Annotated in this window: 14 protein-coding genes; 7 read left to right on the top strand and 7 right to left on the bottom strand. The window is 38.7% G+C overall.

The window, feature by feature from the left end:
- Window positions 1–360: 360 nt before the first annotated feature.
- From LJE11_RS02775 to LJE11_RS02745, 7 genes are read right to left on the bottom strand one after another with little or no spacing between them, the layout of a single operon-like run.
- On the bottom strand, window positions 361–4,344 hold the full coding sequence (locus LJE11_RS02775) for a VaFE repeat-containing surface-anchored protein (protein WP_117843970.1): 3,984 nt from the start codon (window positions 4,342–4,344) through the stop codon (window positions 361–363).
- A gap of 54 nt (window positions 4,345–4,398) precedes the next feature.
- On the bottom strand, window positions 4,399–7,578 hold the full coding sequence (locus LJE11_RS02770) for a TraG/VirB4 family ATPase (protein WP_227295511.1): 3,180 nt from the start codon (window positions 7,576–7,578) through the stop codon (window positions 4,399–4,401).
- Entirely contained in the window at window positions 7,575–8,198 is a 624-nt protein-coding gene (locus tag LJE11_RS02765; RefSeq protein WP_227295509.1) for a DUF5038 domain-containing protein, read from the bottom strand. Before LJE11_RS02765 ends, LJE11_RS02770 begins: the two co-directional genes overlap by 4 nt.
- Window positions 8,199–8,209: 11 nt before the next feature.
- A complete protein-coding gene (locus tag LJE11_RS02760) occupies window positions 8,210–10,033 on the bottom strand; it encodes a lysozyme family protein (protein WP_227295507.1) in 1,824 nt (607 codons plus the stop codon).
- Window positions 10,034–10,035: 2 nt separating this feature from the next.
- The gene (locus tag LJE11_RS02755; protein WP_015526852.1) at window positions 10,036–10,959 is read right to left on the bottom strand and encodes a hypothetical protein; all 924 of its coding nucleotides are present in this window, start codon (window positions 10,957–10,959) and stop codon (window positions 10,036–10,038) included.
- A 13-nt stretch (window positions 10,960–10,972) separates the two neighbouring features.
- Window positions 10,973–11,683, bottom strand: a complete 711-nt coding sequence (locus tag LJE11_RS02750; RefSeq protein WP_227295505.1) for a conjugal transfer protein TrbL family protein — start codon at window positions 11,681–11,683, stop codon at window positions 10,973–10,975.
- Between the two features lie 24 nt (window positions 11,684–11,707).
- A complete protein-coding gene (locus LJE11_RS02745; protein WP_005340361.1) occupies window positions 11,708–12,088 on the bottom strand; it encodes a hypothetical protein in 381 nt (126 codons plus the stop codon).
- Between the two features lie 430 nt (window positions 12,089–12,518).
- Here LJE11_RS02745 and LJE11_RS02740 point away from each other — a divergent pair, with 430 nt between their 5' ends.
- From LJE11_RS02740 to LJE11_RS02710, 7 genes are all read left to right on the top strand, one after another.
- Window positions 12,519–13,043: a DNA-directed RNA polymerase subunit alpha C-terminal domain-containing protein gene (locus tag LJE11_RS02740; protein ID WP_227295503.1), complete on the top strand. Its 525-nt coding sequence runs from the start codon at window positions 12,519–12,521 to the stop codon at window positions 13,041–13,043.
- A gap of 102 nt (window positions 13,044–13,145) precedes the next feature.
- On the top strand, window positions 13,146–13,904 hold the full coding sequence (locus LJE11_RS02735) for a DUF6179 domain-containing protein (protein ID WP_227295501.1): 759 nt from the start codon (window positions 13,146–13,148) through the stop codon (window positions 13,902–13,904).
- A complete protein-coding gene (locus tag LJE11_RS02730; RefSeq protein WP_227295499.1) occupies window positions 13,905–14,411 on the top strand; it encodes a DUF6323 family protein in 507 nt (168 codons plus the stop codon).
- Window positions 14,412–15,302: 891 nt separating this feature from the next.
- Window positions 15,303–15,437 (top strand): subtilosin A family bacteriocin, encoded by a 135-nt coding sequence (locus LJE11_RS02725; protein ID WP_227295497.1) that lies wholly within the window; start codon window positions 15,303–15,305, stop codon window positions 15,435–15,437.
- A 145-nt stretch (window positions 15,438–15,582) separates the two neighbouring features.
- A complete protein-coding gene (locus tag LJE11_RS02720; RefSeq protein ID WP_227295495.1) occupies window positions 15,583–15,711 on the top strand; it encodes a subtilosin A family bacteriocin in 129 nt (42 codons plus the stop codon).
- Window positions 15,712–15,776: 65 nt separating this feature from the next.
- Entirely contained in the window at window positions 15,777–17,129 is a 1,353-nt protein-coding gene (locus LJE11_RS02715; RefSeq protein WP_227295493.1) for a radical SAM protein, read from the top strand.
- On the top strand, window positions 17,129–18,649 hold the full coding sequence (locus LJE11_RS02710; RefSeq protein WP_227295490.1) for a S8 family serine peptidase: 1,521 nt from the start codon (window positions 17,129–17,131) through the stop codon (window positions 18,647–18,649). Before LJE11_RS02715 ends, LJE11_RS02710 begins: the two co-directional genes overlap by 1 nt.
- Window positions 18,650–18,704: the final 55 nt, after the last annotated feature.

The raw sequence follows: 18,704 nt of genomic DNA, 5'->3' as shown, positions 1-18,704 counted from the left end.
GGTCAATGCTTCTTTTGCAAAGTAGAGTCCATATAAGGACTGAAACTGTTCCAGTGTTATGGCGGACAGGCATTCCGTTGGTTCCGGTATGCGGGAGAAGAGCATACGGGCATCTGCCATGGGCAGGATACAAGGACTGCCGTTTTCATCTGGATGATATAAGAAGTGTGGGCCATTACAATAACCTGGGGTTTTACAGGAAACGCAGCGAACATAAATACAGGAATGCCAATTTCCATCACAAATATCTAAAAAATGCCGGATGTGCTTGGCATCGGCATTACAACGAGATTGTTCCATATTCATCACCTTTATAGCAGGCAGCCGTAAGAAGCTGCCTGTGAGCATATTTATTGATAGTTACTTATCTTTTTTTCGCTTACGGATATATAAAATACCAAATCCGGCAGCAAAGAGGAGTGCGGCACCTGCCAGTAAAAGATAAGGAAGAATGGTTGTTTCATCTCCAGTCTTGACTGGTTTGGAAGGTTCCGGTGTGTCTTTTGGAACTTCCGTAAGTTTTATCGTCTGTCCTTTATCGTCCAGATCCTCATGGGAAGCAATTTCAAGTGCTGTTTCTCCTTCAAGGGAAAAAAGTTTTTCAAAAACGACTACATCATGACCAGCCAATGTGCTTCCATCAAAAGTGAAGATGACTTCGACAGAACCATTGGAATCCTTTGGTGTAAATTCTGTTTCTGACGTGACAGGTTTTCCATCAATCAGAACTTCCTTTTGGGTTGTTTTGTCCATCAGTGTGCCGACCAGTTTGTATGGAGTATCCGGAATCAGATTTTGGTAGGATACGGTGTCAATGATGGTTACTTCTTTCGTAGCAACGGCTTCCTGATCCCCATCCGCTTTGTCCTTCGCAGTAGTTCCAATTCCTGGGAAGTAGATAGACTGTTCATGGTCTTCTATATCGGCGTGAACAGCAATCTCTTTTTCCTGATACGTTAAAGACTCAAAGACAACAATTGTTTTGCCGGACAGGATGCTGCCATCAAATGTAAAGGTAAGTTCAATACTGCCAGAGGCATCTTCAGGAGTAAAGGTCGTAGTGGCAGTAATCGGTTTACCATCTGCCTGAAGAGGCTCTTTTGTCTCTTTGTCCATCAAGGTACCGGTAAGTGCATACTCTTTTCCTGGAATTAGGTTACTATATTTAACCGTGTCAACGATGGTAATCTCTTTATCGGTTTTGGTAAAATGATCTCCGTCTGCTTTATCTTTTGCAGTAGTAGCGATTTCTGGGAAGTAGATGGTCTGCCCATTATCTTCAAGATCTGCGTGTGTTGCAAATTCTTTGCCGTCATAAGTAGCAGATTCAAAAACAACTACGGTTTTTCCGGCAAGGGAGGTCCCATCAAAAGAAAAAATCACATCTACCGTTCCAGAGGATTCTTTAGGAGTAAATGTGGTTTCGGCAGTAACCTCTTTCTTATCTATTTCGACAGGTTTTCCGGTTTCTTTATCCATAAGGGTTCCAGTCATAACATATTCTTCGCCGGGCAGAAGATTTTTGTAAGCTACCGTATCTACAAGGGTAACTTCTTTATCTGCTTGGGAAAGATTCATATCTGTTTCCTTATCTTTTGCAGTGGTCCCGATTTCTGGGAAATAGATAGTCTGATCCTGATCTGTAATGTCCGCATGAACAGCCAGTTTTAAATCCTCCTGGTACAGTTCCTCAAATACTACGATTGTTTTGCCCTTCAGAGAAGAGGCATTGAACGTAAAGGTCACTTTTGCAGAACCAGAAGATTTTTTTGGTTTGAAGGTGGTTTCTGCTGTGACAGGTTTTCCATCTATTTCAATTGGCTTTCCGGATTCCTGATCCATCAGTGTACCGATGAGCTTATAAGACTGTCCCTTCTTTAAGCCTTCGTATTCTACGGTATCAACCAGAGTGATTTTTTCTTCTGGTTTGGCAAAGTGGGAGTTGCTGTCTTTGTCAAGGGCAGTAGTTCCAATGGTAATCTGATCATCCGTTAAAGTTCCCATATCCACGACTACGTGATTTTTGTATACAGAGACCTCAATTTTTAAGAGGTTCATACCTTCATTGGAATCGCAGCGTTGTTCTTCCAAAATATAGGTATCATAAATCAGGGCTCCTTTGGCATCATCAGGTTTAGAAGCGCCAAACCAGATTCCGTCTTCAGAAGTTTCCCCACGATTGGTATTTGTAGTGTGCTTATTCCATTCTGAGGAAGTACTGGCATAGCCATTTTTGTCTGTTACAATGGTATGACTTTCTCCTGTAGTTTTGGAGGTAATGGAAAATGGGACATTTGCCAGCCGGTTTAAATCTCCGTCAGAGACCTTTACGAATTCTAAATCGCCACGGATTACCTGATTGGAAATCGCTGTTTCTTTTGCAGTTAAATCCAAAATTTTCCCATTTTCTGTGATATGAAACTCCTGAGAGAGTTTGCCCTCGTTCAAATAACCTTCCGGTGCTTTTGTCTCATCAACCCGGTAATGACCATAAGGGAGCGTATCTTTTTTGGTGGAAGCAAGCCCCTTTTCATCTGTCTTCAAAGTGAGAACTACTTGATCTTTTTCGTAAAGGGTTCCATCCACAAGAACAGGATTTGGACCAAGATTGGTGATTGTAAATTCTGCATCCTTTAAAGAAGCATTTCCCTGTGGTTTGGCTTCTCCTGTTTCCAGATCCCGTTTTTGGATTTTGACACCGCCACGGATAATCTGGTTAGAAACAGAAGTCTCTTCTGTTGTTAAATCTACGATTTCTCCATTTTGGGTGATGTCAAATTCAAGAGCCTTTGCACCATCGGTTAGGTATCCGGAAGGCGCTTTGGTTTCTTCTATCCGGTAATGTCCAAGGGGCAGGGCATCAGCGGCACTTGCAGCAATACCATGTGTATCCGATTTGATTGTAAGCACTGCCTGACCATTTTCATAGAGCTTTCCACCTACCCATACTGGCTGTTTGTTCAGAGTGGTAATGGTAAATTCGGCATCTGCAAGAGATGCGGTTCCTTGTGCTTGTGTTCCCTGAGTTTCCAGATCCCGCTTCTGAATTTTGACGCCGCCTCGGAAGACCTGTTCTTCGACAGAAGAAGCGTTATAAATAGAGATAGTTTCTTCCGTACCGGTACTGGTGATTTGCTGCACGAAAACAGATTCGTTTGGAAGATAGCCGGCAGGGGCTTTGGTTTCCTGTACGGTTACTGTACCCAGTGGGAAGCAGACGGTCTTTCCATCACTGGCATAGAAAAATTCATCCCCGGATACCAAATAATCTTTTGTAAAATGGATTTCTCCAGAGGCATCTGTTTTCAATATCCAGGTGCGAACCGGTTTCTTACCATTTGCTCCGGGATCGGTAGCTGACTGCTCTGTATAGAATTTTATTGTAAATTCGGCATTGGCGAGAGAGCCGGTTCCCTGTGCAGAATTTTGCTGTGTGTCAGCATCCAGCTTTTTAAGGAGCAGTTTTACGGGATTATTTTGAGGAATATCCTTTACTTTTACGGTAGATGTTCCTTCTGCTTTTACCGTAACATTATGGGCGGAAGTATCTATAGCAAATCCTTCTGGGGCACTGATTTCTTTGACGGTGTAACTTCCTTCAGCCAGTTCTTTGGATTTTGCATATCCTTTTTTATCGGTAACAAGAGTTTCTACCAGTTCTTCCCCTTTGTAGATTCCGTATTTGGCTCCTTCTAAAGAGTAATTGCCATTTTTATCGGAAATATCGGTATTGGCAGAGGATTTCTGCAGTTCGATAAAGCCGTTTGGAACCTGATACCAGCTTCCTGCAAAAGTTTGGGAAGCATTGCCAGGAACGATAAAAGCACGGAAGGATTCTGGTGGGGCAGGAAGCCCTTCAATGGCGTTGGCAACTTCCAATGCTTTGTCAATATAATTTTGAGGTGCGCCATGGAAGGCACCGGTGTCCCCGTTATTTCCAGCGTGGATATAGGAAACGACCAGATGACCAATGACATAAGAGTTGTCATCGGACCATCCTTGGAAATATTGATCTTTTATGAGCTTTTCGTAGCCGTATCCACCATTGACATAGTAGAGTGCTTTTCTAAGCGGGGAATCCTTTCCTAAAAGATTATAAGGATATTGTCCGGAAGCAGGTGTTTTCTTTAATGGTTCAACGCAATAAGCTGTATTATTACCATCAAAACTCATGCGGGAAGTATAATAGTCCCCGTATGGAATTTTGGCTCCTGCCTTATAATCAATGGTTCCATCTGCAGCATAAGCGGTATGGGCATTGAAAAAGAGTGTGCTAAGAAACATCGTGACACAAAGAAAAAGGGCGGTTAGCCGGATATGAGGTTGTTTTGCTGGTTTTAACATAAATCTCCTCCTTTGTTAAAAAGAAAAGCAGCCATATTCGGGCTGCAGGTAACATTAACCGACTTTTTTATCCTGGCGTTTCAAGATTTCCAGGAGTTCCTGCCGGTCTGTGGTAATTAATTCTTTTTCCAGGTTGGAAGCTTTAAATTCCACAGTGATATTATTGTTGTTTGTTGAAATCAGTCCGTTTCCACGTTGGAAATGGGTGATATTCATAACTTCGGTTTCGGAAAGACGAAGAATGGTTTTTACACGTTGTGCCTCTTCATCTTCCATGTTAAGAATAATTTTGGTTTTACAGTTATTGATAATGCCTTTTCCATATTTTCCGTCATCAAGAGCAAAAAAGTCATTGAGGTCCTGGGTTGCAAAAATACCGGCACCAGAGTATGCTCGGATAATCTTGGCAATCTCCAAAACAAATTCAGCGGCCAGGCGGTTACTGGAAGCACCGATGAGCTGCCATACTTCATCTACGAAAATAGCTTTTTCTTCGGTACGGTTTTCTTTGGCTTTATCCCATACATAGTCCAGAGCAACAAACATCCCCACCGTTAAGAGATCACTGGAACCGGTCAGCTCTGAGATGTCCAAAACAGTATATTTATTGGTCAGGTCTACATTGGTCTGCTGGTTAAAAGAGGAAGCAGAGCCATGGACAAGACGGTTCAGGATGTGAGCCAACCGTTTGGTATCTTCGGTTTCCATCAAAACATCATATACATCTCCAAGAATTGGCATCGCTTTATAATGATCCGGGTGTTTGGGATCAATGAGGGATTCATTCTTATGGGTGATTCCCTTTCTTGCATAGGTTTTAATCAGTGCTTCGTCCAAAAGCTGTTTTTCCTCATGGCTCATATCTGGAATGAGCAGAGAAAAGAAAACGTGCAGACGTTGAATCTTACTGGCTAAGGCAGATGCGTCTAAAGTTGGACCGTCCAGCAGCTCATTGACAGAGTTATCTACTTTTCGGATTTCCATGACATTGATGCAGTTTTGGCTGGCAGGAGAAATCTGGATAAAGGTTCCTCCTACATTTCTGGCAGCCCGATAAAACTCATGACCTTTTAACGGTGCGATGATAAATACCTGGATTCCTTTACGCCGCATACGAAGTGCCATAGTCTGCATGGTAAAGGTTTTTCCGGATCCAGAAGTGCCAAGAATCGCAATATTGGAGTTTTTATATTGTTTGGAGTCAAAAATATCAGCAATCACTAAAGAGTTGTTATGCTTATTTACTCCAAATAGGATGCCGTTGTCATCGCAAATGCTGTAGCTGACGAAAGGATAGCAACTGGCAGCTCCGGTGGTTAAGACATTTCGTTTTGAGAGTTCATAGAGCTTCTTATCCAGGTTTACAAGAGGAAGGGAAGATAAAAATCCCTGTTCTTGCAGGAAGTAACAAGACCGCAGATCCATATCCTGTGAGATGAGAAGTTTTTTCATCTCCTGAATCCGCCATTGCAATTCTTCCAGATCACCTGCCGTAATCGTAATCAAAAGATTCATGTAATAGAAATCTTCATTATTAGCAAGTCCCTGTTTGAGGAAATAGCCGGAACGGATGGCAGAATCCAGATCATCAAAATCCGCATTGGTATCAGAGGCATCTTTGATCTTTGAACGGTTGATCCGGATTTGCTGTCCAAGACGTTGCTGGATCTTATCTTTGGGCTGTTTATGCAGAAAAAAGTCAATGTCAATTCCTTCGCCAGCATTGATAAGCAGGGACAGCCAACCTGGCATTACTTTTGCTTTGTAACCATCGCACGGCACCAGCAGGTAAGAATGGTAGATGCCATTTACCAGCACATAGTTGCTGTGCTTAAAGTCCAAAGACCCTGGTGCAATGAATTCATTGATATGGATGTTATCCACTTCCTGCTCACGGCCAGATTCCATATAGCGAGTAAGTACCTGGTTAATCCGTTTTGGCAAAGGTGTTTCGGTACATTTGGTACGGTTCAGTAAAGTGTAGAGTACATCGGTTGTAAACTCATCTTCATTGTCATGAACCAGCACATCGTTGCCGCATTGATATAGAAAGGTTTTTGCGGTCTGTGCAGCAGTTTCCAAAGCTGCCAGGATTTCCTTTTCCTCCACCTTCCGATTCACATTGAAAGGTTCGTATTCAAAGATTAGGAAAAAACGTCTGGAAACCGCTTCTCTGGAACTTAGCTGCCGGACAAATTGGATATAGTCTTTTTGTAACTGCCGGCAGTTAGGATCTGATTCCCGTTCCATTTCCAAACGGGACTGTTCCAGATGTTTGTTGATATCCGCTTTTTTGGAGATCATCTTAATCTGCAGTTTCACAGGGCTGATTTTTAGGTAGGAGATGAAACTGAAGATGATCCCCTGTTGTTCCCTGGCACTGCGTAAGAGGAAATTGATTGGTTCAATCTCCAGGATTTTTACATAACGATGGTCTGTCGTGTAGATAACACCATTGGCAATCTTATCAATAGGAAGATAATCTTCCAAGGTGATTTCTTTTCGCTTTTTCTTTTTGCTTTTCCCGGAAGCAGGAGGCTGGTTGGAAGCTTTATTCGCAGTTCTTTCTTTTTTTCGTTCCTCCGAAAGTTGCTGCTTTATCTGTTGTTTTTCAAGTTTTGCCTGCCTTTTCGCACTTTTACGTGCAGCGGTTTGTTCTTTTTTTAATTGTCGGGACTCATATTTAAGAATCCGGATGTCTTCACGAGCCTGTTTGCGTATTCCACGTTTTGTAGAAGTATCAAACTGTCGGCGTTCTTTTTTTTTAACAGCAGGGGATTCTTTTGCCTTCTCTTCAGAAGACATCTGAGAGCAGTTCTCTTCAGAAGAAGATTCTGCAGGTTGTTTTGGATGCCGTTTGCGTTTCTTGGTTTTTGGTTCTTTGTTGCGGGGCTTTTTTATCCGGTACTTTTTTTTCGGCTCCGGATGTACATCCATACGGTAAATAACCCGGCGGTTTTTCAGAAAACGCAGAGCGTTCATTAAAAACGCAGTAATGCTCTCCCCACCGATTCCAATTAAAGAAATCATAGCTGCAGGAAGAGCAGTCATACAGAGAATAATAATTCTGACAGTCAGTGTCAGAGGCAGATTGATAACAGGAATGGTGATCAGGATTGCCAGGATACCGCCTTCGATGGCATTACGGATTTTAAACATTCCGCCCATAAAGGTCCCTTTTTCTATAAAATTGCGAGGGATGAAGACAGGATGTTGTTCTTCAGTATTGTTCATGGCTGCACCTCCTTTGGTTCTTCCATGGAAGGAGTTTCAGGAACTTCTGTGACAGGGGCAGCTTTTTCCGAATTCACGGAGGTATCGTCACAACCTCCTTCTTGCAACTGTTCAATTTCCTCTGTTGTGATGGAAGGAAGTTTGTCATCTGTCGGACGTTCATAGATGATTTCTTTTCCAGAATCAGGGGTACGTTCCTCACCGAAAAAGAATCTTCCAGTAGAGGAAGTGTAGTACACAGGAAGAACGGACTTATCCGGAAGCTGGAACAAAAAATTAATATCAGAAGCATTGGGATAGGTAGTATCATCAGCAAGGAAACGGATGGAAGTTAGAGACATCTGTTTTACGTTTTTAAGATAGGAGGTCAGTTCTTCCTGAAAAAGTTTCACCTGTTCCTTGGAGAAAAAGTCTTCCAAAGCTTCAAAGTCCTGAAAGCTTATGGATTCGTTATTTTCTGCTTGTTCTGTCCCGGTATTTTCATTATTATCGTGTTGAGTATTTTCTGTCTCGGATTTTTTGTTTCCTTTTTGGGATTTCCAGATGGAGGGAAAGACAAATCCGATGATAATTAAAAAGGCCATCATAAAGATAGCCAGAATTGCTTTTTTTCTGTTCATAAGTGTCTCCTTTATTTTTTAGCGAAGATCCAATAGGCATTTGCGGTTGCATGCACTTCCGTCATCATATCGAATTCACGGTTGATGTAGTTTTTGGAGGAACTGTCATTGGGATCATTGACTAATACTTTACCTCCAGCCGTTACACCACGAAGGACAATAAAATGTCCGCCACTGGTAAAAAGCCCAGCTCTTTGGGAACTGATGACCGGATGACCTTCAGATAAAGCCTGAAGTACCTGGTTGGGATCACTGGTCTGTGTGACAGCCCCACACCCAAAATGATCGGACGCTGCCTGGAAATAAGACCAGTAAGTGCCGACTCCTGGTTTGTAATAGGAATTTCCGCACCAGGATATTGCATCAATAGGTGTAATGGTAGTGCCTGTAAGATAACTGGCAATCATGGCAAAACTGGTAGGTCCACAACCGCTGGATGCAATCGAACCGCCGCCATAGGGGATATTTCCATAGTCTGTCTGGAGATAGTGTGGAATCTGCATGCCGTTTGCGGGATAGCTGCCGCCACTGGCAGTAATTTGGTAATACCGAAGGACATGATCCACATATTCTTTATCACCATACCGGTCATAAGGCCAGCTTGGTCTTGCACACATCATATCAGAGTAGGCAATCGCATTTTCTTTGGTATAACCACCGTCACGCTCCATTGCCCAGTCAATGTATGCAGAACCGTAGTTGTAACCCTGAAGAGCCAGTTTAATCCGGTCTAAGTCCGTAGGTCCGGTACAGCCGGCTTTGTCGAGGGCATATTTTAATTCCTGTACTCCACATTCAATGGAGTATTCCGGATCTGTAATCCCATTTGGCACATGGGGATAGCGGGTATTAAATCCACCTTCCGCTGCCTGCATAACATCCGGCCCCCGTCCGCCAGATTCCTGCATCATGACTGCCAGGATTAAATCCACATAATCACTCATACCATATTTCGCAGCGGCTCTTTCTACAGCAGGGCGGTAGGACAATACCTCATCGCTAAGATTGATAGCAGCTACTATGCCGGAAGAAGCAGTACCAAAGAAAGCAGTCAGGTTTTCGGCATAGTTTTTGGCAAGTTCTTTCTGCTTGTCTGTAAGATGGAATACATGGTCTGCAAAATAGGAATCCCCAGCATAAACAACGGTATAGGTGTGTTTCGTAAAAGTAACCGTCTGTGTTTGTGCCTGTCCCTGTTCTGTGCCGGCTTCTCCTTCTGCACCGCCATCAACGGTAACTTCCATGGTAACTGTTTCGGTTGCTACATCATAAGAAAAAAGTCCTTCTTTGTTTTCACGGATGAGTTTCTTTAATTGGTTTAGGTTGATGTTTTTATAGTCATCCTGGCTGGCACAAAATTGTGAAATCAGCAGATTGGCATTGACGGAGATGCTGTATGTATAGGGATCATTGATGGATGCAGTATCTCCCTGTGGAAGACGGGAAATTGCTGCATGGATCTCTGCCAGAATGTCTTCATGGCTTTCTTCTAACACTTCAACGATGGCATCACGGGAAGCACGGATATTTTCACTGATCATAGAGTTGCTGTTTAGCACATCGCTTTGTTCGGTCAGACTTCCAAAGATCAGACCAGGGAGCATCACAATAAATAAAACCGGAAGCAGCAGTATGGAGAGAATAACAAGGAGAATTTTAGCGAACTGATTCCGGTTGGCTATGACTGCTCCAATCGCTGCTGAAAAAGGCCCGCCAAGGGCTGCACCATATCCTGCTTTGGAGAAAGTGGCTGCTGTTTTTAAGGACTTTAGGTGAGAAATGGTACTGGAGCCTACATCCATTGCTTCGTCAAGTCCAGAGCGTTCTGTATCCATCACTAAATCCGATCCTTTCTTGGAGGAGTAGGAGGAAGCTTTTGGACAATGGATTCGTTGTAGGCTATCTTTCCATCGCCAGCATCATAAGGAATTTTGGATACCGTATTTTCAGCATACTGTTTGTACCAGGTAGCTCCGTCTACAGATTGAACAGTTTCATAGGTTCCCTGGGTAGGAGCCGTATATTGATCGGCATGGTACATGGCAAATTCCCGGCTGTCTCCATTGGAACCGGACTCAACTCCTGTTATCCTGCCGCCGCCAATTTCAACATTGGTATAGGAATGGTCTGTTTTATCTTCATTTTGAATTCCCATGTAGGATTGAAATGCAGAAACAGCTCCATCACCTTTGATCGAGCCAACTTGACCATAGTTTCCTTGAGCAATATTGCTGATAACGTTATTGGCAAAATCTCCGCCCTTTTCAAGGGAAGACTGATAGAGGGCATTTCCGATGCTTGGTCCTTCGGTATATCCGGTGGCTGCATTTACCGCAGAACGCTCTGTCTGCCTTCCAACGGCTCCGGCTAATCCTCCGGAAAGGAAAGAACTTTGTACTGCAGCACTTCCGGGAGAGGAAGAATGGGAACTACTATGGCTTCCACCTCCATGCCCTCGAAAGGAACTTGCAAGACCTCTTCCGGCGATTAAAAGTTCAGCCATCATATTTCCACCAGTATTTCCAACATTGACTCCCAGACTTGCCATAAAGCTGTCAATCTTTTGAGAAACCTTCAAAAAAGCAATGGCACACAGAAACCAGATAAAGACATTACCGGTGACCGTTTCTTTTCCCTGTGCATCTACAGCTTGCTGTACCTCTGCTTCTGTAAGTTCAGCGGCAAAGACCGGCATGGAAGTTACAAGAATCAGACAAGAAATCAATAGCAGGCTGCAGAGTAGTGTTTTCTTATGTTTCATAATCTCCTCCTTCCTAGAGTGATAAAGGGTTTGCAAGGAATGTTCCGACCATGGAAGTAAACAGCCGTAAACACCAGGCGTTCATTAAAAGCAAAAAGAACTGTCCGCCGAGCATACGGCACCAGCTCTTAAAAACATTTCCGGTAGCCTGGGAAGCACCCGTGGAAAACGCAACAGGTGCGGTGTAGACCAGAACTCCAAGCAGTATATAACGTTCCGCAGCTTCAAAAAGCAGCTTGATGTAATTCCAGGCAAGGATCAGTACCAGTATGAGGGCAACAATGGCAACAGCACCGTTGGCACATACCCCCAGGATTACTGTGATCACAGAGTTGAATTTGGCAAATTCCAGTGGTGGAAGATCTTCAGTCAGAATCCAGCTATACGGGGTTCCTGCAATATTCAATAGAAGATCCACGATGTCTTTGGAATAAAATGTCAGGAAAAGGAACATAAATGTCCGCAGTGATAATTTGATTGGATCTTCAGCATCAATTCCTGTCCCCATAAAATAATTCTTAAAAAGCTGCCAAACCCAGTTTAAAAGGATAAGTCCGATAGCCAGTGCCAGAAAAATCTGGTACATTGTTTCCGCTGCTGGAAAATACCGGAGAAAAGTATCCATGGAACATCCCAGTGCCCCCAGAACAGAAGTAGTAATTAAATCCAGAATGTTCATGACCTGTTCGGCAATCCATTCTACAATTCCGTCAAGTATTCCCATGACAGAGCCACCTCCTTATCTGCATTATCCATTCCACTGCCCGCCGGCAAAGAACGGAGTGATGTAAGCCATGATAAATCCTAGACCATTGAGAATCGCCCATGTAATGATGATTCGTTTGAGCCATGCCCTGGATTCATCCACGGTTTTTCCGGATTTGGAAAAATTCATCAAAAGCAAAGCAACCGATGCAGTTACAACAGCCGCAATGGTGGAAATCAGGATAATCTGGTTATATACGTCTTTCATGATTTCTGAAGCTTTGTCCCAGATGGTAGCAGCCATAACTGGTTGTACATTACAGGCAATCAGAGTGAAGACAAGGAAGGCAGTATAGAGATATTTTCCATAGTTCCGATGATGTTTCATGCCCGGTGGGGCTTCTTTGTGTACATGGTTTTTCAAGTAAATGAACCTCCTTCATAAAAAGAGGGCAAAGTGAGATCTTTCACTTTGCCCTGGCTTATAGTTTTCCTGCCTCATAAAAGCTTCAGTCCGGTCAATACGGAGGAACGCTTATTCCATATTTAGTTGTGATACTCCTTTCCATGCACGAAAAAACGCAGCTTGCACCAGAGAAGAGGCATTCCCTGGAAAGCTGCGTTTTCGCTACATATAATTTTGACAGTATCATTCTAACATGGGTAGATTTCCCTGTAAATCGCAGAAGTGTGCCAAGTTGGGACATAAAAATGAATAGTATGTGCCAATAAGGGCAAAAAAAATGCAATTTAAGCATAAAATATGGATTTTTGAAGTGACTTGTTTTATATAATAATTGAGATACTAGAATTTAAAATATAGTAAATAATATTATTTATTAATGAGGTGACAAATGGACTATAAAAATGAAATCTTAAAAGTGGAAAAAAAACAATTTGAGTTATATTTTTGTGATGCATATATTAAAACATTGCATCCTTCAGAAGCATCATATTATAAAAAGCATCTAATTACATGGCGAAAAGTAAAGCATCTGATTATTAAGAAAAAATTTGCTTTGCTGGAGGAAAGTGCGGCATGTGTTAATATTTATAAGGAATTCTGGAGAAATTTCTTTGATGTCGCAAAAGAGCAAAAGACACCATTAGAATATTTATTTCTTTCAACAGAAATTAATAATTGTTTAAGAAGACAAAAATTGGTTTACATAGAAGATTTACTATCTCAATATAATACTATTGATGATTTGCTTAAGATAAGAAAAATAGGAGAAAAAGCAGCAAAAGATATTATTAATAAATTAAACGAATTTACTTCAATCGATAAAAAAACAATTGATAAACAAATAATGGAAAACAATGAGGATTGTTATGTACTGTATGAGGAAAGAGACAAGCTATTACATATAGTAAAATAACCTTTCTAAATCAATTATTTTATGGAAAAATTATTTGGGATGAAACTAATTTAGAAGGAGAGAGTATGTATGTTGATTTAATAACATCATACATATATATTTATGAAATACGAAATAGAAGAATTAATACCAGTGGTTTATGAGTTATGTGGATGCTATACAGGAAAGGCGAGTACGTCAGTTACGTATGAAAAAGCACAACAGATTATGGGAAGTGTCATTTATTGTATAGAGGAATTGGAAGATAAAGATATGTTGATAGATAAAAAAATACAATTATCAGCTCAAGTAGCATATAGGATAGGGTATGAAAGAGTATTGGAAAAAGTTCAAAAAGCCAGATTACTTTATAATCGAATATCTAAATTTTTCAATTCATATGGTAATGTAATATATGAGAATACATTTAAAAGAGATATTCCTGCATTTTTCAGGTGGTATGATCCTAAATTTAATGCTCAAGATTTTCTGATATTTTTAGACTACCCTATTTTGGGCTCTTTAGAGAAATATAGAGGCGTTGACAGAATATTAAAATATTTAGAGTATATTGAGATCGAACAACAGTTTTTATCGGTTTTTTCCTGTCCGTCTGTTCAGGAGATTCATCAAAACTACTATTTCAACTATAAAGAAGAAGTGATAAATATTTGTAGACTTCCTTTAAGACATACTTTGAAATATATGGTGGGAGAAATCTATGAAGAGAATATTGAAAACGTAAATGAAAAGAAAATCATAAGTTGTTTTTCTATGCTTGTTAATAGAAAATATCAAGGAAACCAAGAAATGATGAAATATTTAAATTATGATCTGAAGGATTATATTGTTGAATTAAAACAGATTCCAAGGGAGAAATAGATGGATAACTTTTATGAGATGATAATTTGTAATCAAAAAGAGGAAATAAAGAAAATTGAAGAATGTAATCAAAAAACAGCTCTTTTTGGTGTTGCTTTGACAAAGGAAGAAATAGAGATGCTGGTAGAATCGAAACAAGAAATTCTCAAAGAAACTCAACGTTTTGAATTTGGTAGAGGGATTTTACCAGATCTACTGATGGAGTTTTGTGATTCGGAGTATATTGATCAAAATAACTATGCTGAGGTTATAAGCCAATTACAGGAAGTTTTTTATACTTATAAGAATGATATGCAGGATCAAATAACAGATATAGAACTATTAGATTTAATGCGCTATACATTTGAAAATGTTTGCTTTGGAGATATAGGTCTACTTGAAAGTTTATATTTGGATGAATATGCTAGAAAAGTACGATTAGAAGGCGGAGAAGCGTTTGAGAGAGAATCAAAAGAGGCAATTTTAAATAGAAGAGATTTTAAACAAGATGTATTTGATGAAGAATAAATATATATTTTTTCAGATTAAGAAAATAGTTGTGTGTTTCGCAGGGAGAAAAAGCGATATTTCGTTTTTTCTCCCTGATTTGATATTTAACGTATAGAGCTATTTGTACATTGATAAATTTTGCTTCAAATGGAGGAAACTCTAAACATAGAAGCGGAAATAAATATTACCTAAAGAGATAATGTGATTATTACAGTGTGGAAGAGCTATTGGTAATAAGGTTACGATAGCACATAGCCACTTGGTGAATATTCTTATGTAAATAAACTGTGATTTCGTAGTAATGGAAGCCTACTTTCCGGACACTCTGGAAACCACCTTTGATTGGCCTGACTACTATTCATAAGAAATTGTCCTAATGTCAAACCCAGAGCCATCCTCTGGTGGGCGTTAGTCGGCTTGGCTCTAGTGAGATTTCTTGTATTCTGGACAATTGTTAATAGGTTTCCTGCTTACCGGACAGCATGGACACCAAGACCGGAATATTCAACTTTGCAAGCATTGTTCTGGTAAGGAATCTAATGCAATAAAACCTTCAACCTGTACAGGCTTTTATTCTCTGCAATAGTGGTTCTCAAAGTATGGTTTGGCGATTCAAAGTCTTCTGCAATAATCAAAAGGGTTTCGGTAGTATGAACACAAGTATTTAGGAGCGTAAATATCTATTGATTGACTTGCTTGTGGTACATAAGAAATTAATTGATAACGGTAATTGGTTTTTTGTTCGCTAGGTAATATGGAATATTTATGAAATTACTTATTTAGTATACTTTGTCCAACTAGATAAAAAAACAAGCAAATTATACATAAAATATGGAAAGACACACAAATTATTTGTATGATACAACCATCAAGCTTGAGAAATAAAAATAAACGAAAGGAGAAAAAAGTATGGATAAGCTTTATTTAGAAAATTCATATGCACAGAACCCAGCATGTGTTGCATGTGCAGCGTGCGCATTAGATGGTCCTGTTCCAGATTTTGAACTGGCATTACTGTCAGGCTGGTCTGAAGAAGAAGAGTAATTGCCAGATTAAGTTATTACAGTTTTTAATTAGAATGTGAAAAAGAGCCTCTATGGAAGTAGACAAAGATACATACCTATTTCCATAGAGCTCTATTCTCTTAAATGGATATTTATAAAAATCAAAAAGTGAGGAGGCGGCATTTATGTTAGAACTTGAAAATTCATATGCACAGTCACCAGCATGTGCTTCGTGTACTTTATGCTTGTTAGATGGACCAATCCCAGATTTTGAAACAGCTGTGTTAACTGGAATTTCTGAAGAAGAAGAATAATATTTAGCTACTCTATTAATTATTTTTATCTTTATTAATGTAAAGAAAAGAAAGGATGTACATTTATGTGTTTAGAACAATATATACACATTAATCCACATGTGTTGATTTATCGTTATCCTAATGAGCAATATGTTGCTGTTATAATCAAATCGTTTGGAACTGAAACTAAAAGAAGCATTAAGGATGTGAAAACTGATGCTATCAAAATTTTGAAATTAATTAATGGTGAAACAAACATAGCAGCCTTCATCAAAATTGTGCAGGAGAAGTATGATATAGATGAAAAAAGTATTTTAAAATTTATCGAAGATAGTATTGATACAGGGATTTTATACTTAGACGATACTAGTAATAAACAGGAACTAAAGATAGTAGGAGATGGAAAACTCATTTTGCCACGTCATGCAACGGTTGAAATAACAGAATTGTGTAATCTTAAATGTGTTTATTGCTATAATGAAGCAAGTCCATATAAGGGAAGGCATATGCCTTTAAAAGATGTCAAAAAGATTTTTGAAACATTAAGTGAGAACGGTGTTACTGTACTAGAAATTTCAGGTGGTGAACCGATGATACATCCTAATATTAAAGAAATATTAGAAGAAGCTTTTAAGTATTTTAATTGGGTTGCGATTATTAGTAATGGTGTTTATTTTCCCAAAAATATTTTGCCCGTATTGAAAGATAATAGAAAAAAATTTGGTGGTATACAGATTAGTATTGATGGTTCCAACGAAGAAGTTAGTGAGAAAATGAGACAAGTAAAAAATACTTTTTCCAAAACAATGGATACAATTAAATATTTGAAGGAAAACGATTTTCTTGTCAGAGTTGTAATTGTATTAACAGAAGATAATGTGGAAGATATTGAAAATACTTGCAATTTAATGAGAAAAGAAGGAATAAAACACTTTGGAATTAGTATTTCTGAAGAATGGGGTAGAGGAAAAAATATTGAAAATGAAAGCAATATATTAGGGAAATCCTATAAGAGTTATTTTAAAGCCAAATATGGTGATTTGTTAAGGAATATTAACGAAAAATATCGTGATATTGTTTTCAATGATAAAGTGTTAAAAAATGTGAATATAAGTGAAATAAAAAATTGTGGTGCTGGTTGGCAAACCATAGCTGTTACGCCTAATGGAGATGTTGAGATTTGCGCCCCAGCTAAAATAAAAATTGGTAATATTTTCTCACAAGATTATAAAGATATATTTAGTTCAAAATTAGTACAAAAGTTGTCTAAGGTAGATTTTAAAGAGGGAAGAGAAAAATTTTGCTTGTATTGTGAAGATGTTTCAGACTGTGCAATGTGTTATTCCAAAATGCTTATGGTTAATGAACACCGGATCGCATCAGGAAGAGAACTATGCCCTATGATTAAAACTTATGGATTAGAGGAATTGATATAATGAAAAATTCTCAAGTAAAAATAGCTATAATTGACAGTGGATTGGAAAAGGATAATCCCAATATAGACTATCAGAGAATTAGTTATGGTTGGACCGCATTTGAAAATGATTTTGGAGATAAAACTGGACATGGTACTAATATAGTGAAAATCATCCAAGAGAAATTTTTAGATGCGGTTATAGTTATATTAAAAGTTTTTGATAATAAACTGAGAACAAAAGATTTATACATTATTGAAGCAATAAATTGGTGTATAGAAAATAAAATCAAAATCATCAATTTAAGTATTGCTATTAGCGAATTTAAGAATTATTTTGCCATCAAACAAATTTGTGATAGTGCATATACCAAAGGTGTAATAATTATAGCCGCTGCTGAAAATACCGGAAAACCATGCATTCCTGCATATTGGGATACTGTAATTGGCGTTGGGGGTGTAAGATGTGATGAGGAGTTATTATATACAGATTCTGCTAAAGTTCAATTTTATAGCAGAATGAAACATAATAATTTTTCTTCTATAGTAGGAGCAGATAAAATATGGGGAACTAGCTATGCTGCAGCCTATGTTACAGGTATGCTTTGTGGATATGTTAACAATGATACAACTTTGACACAAGCTAAGCGTTTTTTGATAGATAATTCAAAAAAAGTTTGGGAGAATAGTATAATAAATAATATAGATTTTGATTTTTATAAAAATACAAAGAAAGTATATGTAGAAAACAATTGGAACATGTGTAGCTTTGGTAATGATTTATTAGTAAAATCGAGCCAATTAGAAAAATTTTTGTTTTTACAATTTAAACATAGGATTAAACATTTGGGAGGTAATATTAGATATAAAGATCTTCAACAGATGAAAGCAGAGGATTTTATACCCAATAAAGATTTTATAGACGATTTGCATGTCAGTCATATATTTAGAAATGATAAGCCAGTAATTGTAATTTTGAATATAAGCAATTATACACACCTGCCATTACTTCTTATTAACATCTTTAGTGAATATGCAAAATGTAATGGAGATAAAATAAAAAGTATTGTAACAGGGAATGAAGGAGTATATTTTGATGATGTTGAATATAGTTATCGAAATTCATTATGCGGACTTAATGAAGAAAAAAAGTATTTATTAATTAAAAGCTTGATTGACTCTATTGGGAATAAATACGGAGATGTAAATGCTATATTTATGGAAATTGAAGGGAAAGTTATGGATAGTGTATTTAAGCTTCAAACTATAACAAATCAAATAATTATGCTTGCTGCTAATCCGGTAGCTGCTATTGTTGTAGGCGAGGATATTGATATGATAGAAGCGAGTGTTTCCCTTATTGAAAAGATGTGTCCTAATATTATATTAAAAAAATTTTTTGTAAATTACACAATGCTTTGTTCTTATACAAATATTAAAACTGTAACTGGAGCAAACGACATAAGATTACCAGATTCTTATTTTACGTTATATGATTTGAAACAGCTATATAGCGACTTGGAAAAGTTATTTTTGAAGTGAGAGAAAGGATTCTAGATGTTGTACTTTTTAATGAAATGAAAGGAATGGATGTAAG

It is taken from the genome of Blautia sp. DFI.1.216 (genome assembly GCF_020594215.1).
GTDB classification, from domain to species: Bacteria; Bacillota; Clostridia; order Lachnospirales; family Lachnospiraceae; genus Blautia_A; species Blautia_A wexlerae.
The sequence above is the reverse complement of the archived record's forward strand: the minus strand, read 5'-3'. Positions and strand labels throughout refer to the sequence as shown.

Coding starts and splice junctions, on each gene's coding strand:
- LJE11_RS02775 (WP_117843970.1), bottom strand. CDS start 4,344: ATGTTAAAACCAGCAAAACAACCTCATATCCGGCTAACCGCCCTTTTT.
- LJE11_RS02770 (WP_227295511.1), bottom strand. CDS start 7,578: ATGAACAATACTGAAGAACAACATCCTGTCTTCATCCCTCGCAATTTT.
- LJE11_RS02765 (WP_227295509.1), bottom strand. CDS start 8,198: ATGAACAGAAAAAAAGCAATTCTGGCTATCTTTATGATGGCCTTTTTA.
- LJE11_RS02760 (WP_227295507.1), bottom strand. CDS start 10,033: ATGGATACAGAACGCTCTGGACTTGACGAAGCAATGGATGTAGGCTCC.
- LJE11_RS02755 (WP_015526852.1), bottom strand. CDS start 10,959: ATGAAACATAAGAAAACACTACTCTGCAGCCTGCTATTGATTTCTTGT.
- LJE11_RS02750 (WP_227295505.1), bottom strand. CDS start 11,683: ATGGGAATACTTGACGGAATTGTAGAATGGATTGCCGAACAGGTCATG.
- LJE11_RS02740 (WP_227295503.1), top strand. CDS start 12,519: ATGGACTATAAAAATGAAATCTTAAAAGTGGAAAAAAAACAATTTGAG.
- LJE11_RS02735 (WP_227295501.1), top strand. CDS start 13,146: ATGAAATACGAAATAGAAGAATTAATACCAGTGGTTTATGAGTTATGT.
- LJE11_RS02730 (WP_227295499.1), top strand. CDS start 13,905: ATGGATAACTTTTATGAGATGATAATTTGTAATCAAAAAGAGGAAATA.
- LJE11_RS02725 (WP_227295497.1), top strand. CDS start 15,303: ATGGATAAGCTTTATTTAGAAAATTCATATGCACAGAACCCAGCATGT.
- LJE11_RS02720 (WP_227295495.1), top strand. CDS start 15,583: ATGTTAGAACTTGAAAATTCATATGCACAGTCACCAGCATGTGCTTCG.
- LJE11_RS02715 (WP_227295493.1), top strand. CDS start 15,777: ATGTGTTTAGAACAATATATACACATTAATCCACATGTGTTGATTTAT.
- LJE11_RS02710 (WP_227295490.1), top strand. CDS start 17,129: ATGAAAAATTCTCAAGTAAAAATAGCTATAATTGACAGTGGATTGGAA.